This is a genomic window from Nitrospira sp. (assembly GCA_037045225.1).
Taxonomy (GTDB): domain Bacteria; phylum Nitrospirota; class Nitrospiria; order Nitrospirales; family Nitrospiraceae; genus Nitrospira_A.
The window spans coordinates 1-4644 of the sequence record JBAOHZ010000002.1 but is presented as its reverse complement, the minus strand read 5'-3'; the positions used below and the strand labels follow the sequence as shown (position 1 = coordinate 4644).

Below are 4644 nucleotides of genomic sequence, written 5' to 3'. Positions count from 1 at the left end.
CTGACGTCACGGCATGCGCAACACAAAGACGCTCGGCGGGTGACGAGGCTGTGGAAGTGGCCGATGTGGATCGCTGCTGGTATCGGCGCCGTGTTCCTGGGAGTTGGTCTCGGCATCGGGCTGAGTCGGACGCTAGGTCATGACCAGGATCGAGCCGAGACCATCGGCGGGAACGAGGCTGACATCCCCTCGGAGCGAGCCGGCGACAGCACACCTCGCATGACCGAGCGAAGCCTCGGCCCCATCGAACTCGGCATGCCACGACAGAAGGCCCTGGCCACCGGCTGGCTCGGTGATTCCCAAACGAACTGCAGCGACATCATCGGCGATGAAGGGTCCGCGCCGGGCGAATACAACTACAAACTCGGCGGCGACGACCTTCCCGACTCCCTGGCCGGTCACGTCGAGTTCGTCGACGACCGGGTCAGCCTCATCCAGGTGGATTCCGATGTGGAGTTGCCCGACGGTCTGAGCTTCAACTCCAGTTGGGACAACCCAACAGCGGAACGAGCGTTCGTTGACAGGGGGTATTCCTTCGGGCCGGACGGCATCTTCGATCCGAACGATTCGGCAACTGCCCGCTCCGCATCCGGGGAGGAGTTTGGGATGTACTTTTCTGCGGCCACGCAGGACGCCTTTGTCGCGATTCCGCAGGTCGTCATCTGCGATTGAACAGGTACCGACCGGTCGCCGTCAGGAGGACCGGATCAGGGTCGAGGCGCGCCAACCGCACGGCCCGACGAACAACGACTAGCTTGAACTGCGATCCAGTCGGCGGACTTCGAAGCATCTGAGCGGCGATCGACCCAGAAGGCTCATCATGACCTCACCGCCACCGTCCTGGGGATATGGAACCGGCGACAACGCCACCGTCCCTTCGGTCGGCTATCCCCCGACCGACCCAACATCGTCGCAACAGGCGCCCACTCCGAGGCCTCGGCAGCGCTGGCCCTTTGTGCTGTTGGCGTTGAGTCTGATCCTTGGTGTGGCCGGAGGGGCCACCATCATCGTGCTGCTCACCGGCGACGACGCCGACGAGGTTGCCACCTCAGAGCGGAGGACCGACCAGTCCACTCGCGGTTCGAATTCAACGGAACCGTCGAGGAGCGATGACGACGCATCGTCGTCAAACGATTCCGATGACTCCGACGGGGGTTTTGACGATTCGGAGCCCGAGGTGACGCTCGGCGACCGCAACCCCGTGACGACCGACGTCAGCCCCTCTCCCGCTCCGCCCGGTGATGGCGCTGTTCCCACCACCACCGGGTCGGCGCCAACTTCCTCGTCGGTTTCACCTACGTCCGACTCGGTGTTTCCACCTCGGACAGCCCTGGAGGGGAAGTACGTCGCCATGGTGTGGAGCGAGTTGCGTTCGGGTCCTGCCGACGCCGAGATCCAGGCAAAGGTTTCCGAACTACAGGCCCGGTACGGCGACGGGATCTTCGGCGTTCGGGACGGCACCTTTGCCTCATTGAAAGACGGAAGCATCGGCGTCGCGCTGGACAACAACTTTACGAGCGCACGGCAGGCCGCCGAGTGGTGTCGAAACGAAGGGCTTGTGGGCCACTTCACATGCTTCGGAGTCGTACTCAATGATGTGCCCTTCGTGAAAGATGAGCGCGGCGACTACAGACGAGTGTACCCGGAGAAGCTCTGATAGTCCGGAGAAGTTCTGATAGTGCTGTGAACTCCGCGCTTTCGACCTCTGGCACATCCGACCCGATGTTGTGGGATGTGGCCGCAGAGGACGATACTGATGCGGATGAGAAGCCCTGCTCGGAGATGGTGAAGTCGTGAGCCCGCCGGGCCAACCGCTGGGTGGATCGGCGTGGAGGCCTGACGATGATGGCGCCGGCGGCCCAAGTCATGTGCCGACGACCGCCGCTCCGCCGGCATTCGCCCAGTCGGATGTGCCCACGCTCCCCACGGCACCGGCTGAAAGCCCAGCGGGCCGACTGACCGTTTGGGCCATCGACTTCGGTTTCGTCGCCCTGATGTTCGTCGCCGTACCATTTCTGCTCGCCATCGGCATCGCCGCCGTCATGGGCGCCGCTCCCCCGCTGCCGGCGGGCATGCTGGCGTTGTTGATCGTCACCCCGCTCGCGGTGCTCCTCTATGCCGCCGTCGTGCTTCTGGGATCCACTGCGAGCGTCGGCCGCCGAGTCGCGGGCGCTGCCGGCTCCGGTCGTCTGATGGTCGTGGCGATTCCAGTGCTGCTGGCGCTCGTTGGCAGCGGCGCCGCCGGTTCCTACGTCGGCGACACCAACGCCGACGATGTGCTGGGGATGTCGATCGGAGGTGACTCGACCTCCGACCGCGCCGAACCGACACTTGACGCAACCGACGACGATCCGGAGTCTGCGCCAAGCGACTCCGCAACCACGACGCCACAGCCTGAACTCGTCGAGGCCACCTGCACCGGTGACGATATCCAGTTCGCCATCGATGGTGTGGCAGCCGTCGCCGACGGCATCCTGCTCGAACTCGTTGCCGACAACTCGTGCGAGCACAGCCTCGCCATCGACGAGGACTATCGGATCACACTGGGAACCGAACTTGGACCGTTGTTCTCCGAAGTGCCGGTGCAACTGGCCACGACGGAGTTCCCTGCCGGACGGCAAACCAAGACCAGTGTGACGATCACCGAGGCCGACATCGCCACATCGACAGATGGGATCGACGGCGGTTACCCGGCAGTGCGGAGCACGGTCGAATCCAAGGTCTCGGGTGGGCAGACCCAGGACTTCTTCCTCGTCTGGAGATGCGAACTCGAGGAGTCGGACGGCTCGGTCGCCTCGGAGGCGTTCACCGCCGAGTCCGACATGTTGGGTTCGGCATCCGATTGCAATGATTCCTCCGAGTCGGCGAACTGGCCGTCCACGACCTATGGCCCGGTGATCGGCTGCCCCGGCGCCCCGTCCGGCACCCCAAGCAGGCCCGAGGCATCGACCGACGAACGCGGTTGGATCGGTATTCTTGAGTCAATTCCCGTCACCGACCCTGGTCTGGTCAATCGTCGTTTCGACGCTTTTGACAGCACCGGCCTGGAGCTGAAGTTGCTCGACTCCCGAAAGTTTGGTTCTCTCCGCGACCCCTACTGGGTGATCTACGGAGGGCCGTTCGCCACCAAGGCCGAGGCTTCGACTTGGTGCGAATCCGCTCCCGACGGGCTCACCGGCCAGTGCTACCCCCGAGCGCTTCAGTAACGACATGTGCGGCATACGCGACTGCGACCACTCAGAACCTTCAACCGTCGGACGCCGAAAATTTCTCGGCGCCGCGGCGGCGGCACCACTGGCGATGGCGCCGTCGATGCTGGGCATCCCCGACGCGGTCGCGTCATCATCCGGGCTGGTCACTCCCGCCCGGCGTTTCGGTCGGGTCGACATGCCGGAGATCCGTCGCCGGACCGACTGGGCACCCGACCTCCCGGTCAGAAAGCCAATCGAGGCGGAGGACGTCAAATTCCTGCTCGTCCACCACACCGCTGATCCGGACTCGAACTATCAGCCCGACGATGTTGTCGGCATGCTCCGAAAGATCTACGACTATCACACCGGAGCCGAGAAGGACTGGCCGGACATCGCCTACAACTTCTTCGTCGACAAGTTCGGACGGATCTGGGAGTCACGGACGGGCAGCGTCGATAGCCCACTTCGAGGAGACGCGACCGGCGGCAACCAGGGATTCAGCCAGCTCTGTTGCTTTCTGGGCGACTTCGAGGCTGAGCAACCACCCCAGGAAGCGGTGATGTCGATGATCGCCCTTCTCACCTGGCTCGCCGACAAGCACGGCTTGAACATGACCCCTGGCGCGACCACCACATTCACGTCCCGCGGATCCAACAAGTGGCCCGAGGGAAGCGAGATCACAACCCAGACCATCTCGACCCACCGACAAATGTCGGAAACCACCTGCCCTGGAACGGCGTGCCACGAGTTGGTGACCACCCGGTTCCAACAGATGGTTTCGGACCAACTCCCCACAAAGGCGCCCGCAACGACCTCGTCGCCGGCGACGGTCTCCACCACCACCCCGCCGACCAACGACGCGGCCACGACCACAGCGGCGACCGCTGACTCAACGGCGGCTTCCGCCGACACGGAGCCATCCGCCCAGTCGACGACGGCGAAGCCCGACACCGAGGAGCAGGCCGAAGCCAAGATCCCAGTCGCCGCCGACGACGATGGAGGGACGAACTGGCCCATCGCTCTCGGTGCAAGCGCCGCGGCCGCGACCGCCGCGGGGGCATTGGGCTATGGGCTGTGGTCCAAATCGCGTTCGGAGGAGCCGACACCCCTCGCCGCGACCGGCAGCGACTTCGCAGCTTCGGATGCTTCGACTCTGACGGCACCCCTCGCATCCGACTTGATCGCTCGCCCATCACCGGCCGAGTTCGTGTCGCTCGCCGGCGCAGGCGTGGGCGACGACGTACCCACGGCCACGACGGTCGACTCGCCGGTCACCTGGTGGCGGCCCGGAGCCCCATCTGGATCGGCCGGGGCCGCGTCCGCCGACGAGGTGCTGGTCTTCTGGCTCGCGGGGTCCGGCTATACCCGGCACTCACGAGATCGCATCCAATCCTCGATGCGCTCCTCACTTGAGCGGCTTGGTGGCACCGCCGGTTCGAAGCCTGGGCCGTGG

Annotated in this window: 4 protein-coding genes; all 4 read left to right on the top strand. The window is 64.8% G+C overall.

Annotation, left to right across the window (positions count from 1 at the left end):
- The coding region (locus V9G17_00080) for a hypothetical protein (protein ID MEI2750969.1) at positions 1 to 672 on the top strand (672 nt) is incomplete at its 5' end.
- 148 nt (positions 673 to 820) lie between these two features.
- Entirely contained in the window at positions 821 to 1657 is an 837-nt protein-coding gene (locus V9G17_00075; protein MEI2750968.1) for a hypothetical protein, read from the top strand.
- A gap of 136 nt (positions 1658 to 1793) precedes the next feature.
- Positions 1794 to 3206 (top strand): hypothetical protein, encoded by a 1413-nt coding sequence (locus V9G17_00070; GenBank protein MEI2750967.1) that lies wholly within the window; start codon positions 1794 to 1796, stop codon positions 3204 to 3206.
- A 94-nt stretch (positions 3207 to 3300) separates the two neighbouring features.
- Positions 3301 to 4644 (top strand): N-acetylmuramoyl-L-alanine amidase (locus tag V9G17_00065; GenBank protein ID MEI2750966.1); only part of this gene is annotated, 1344 nt, incomplete at its 3' end.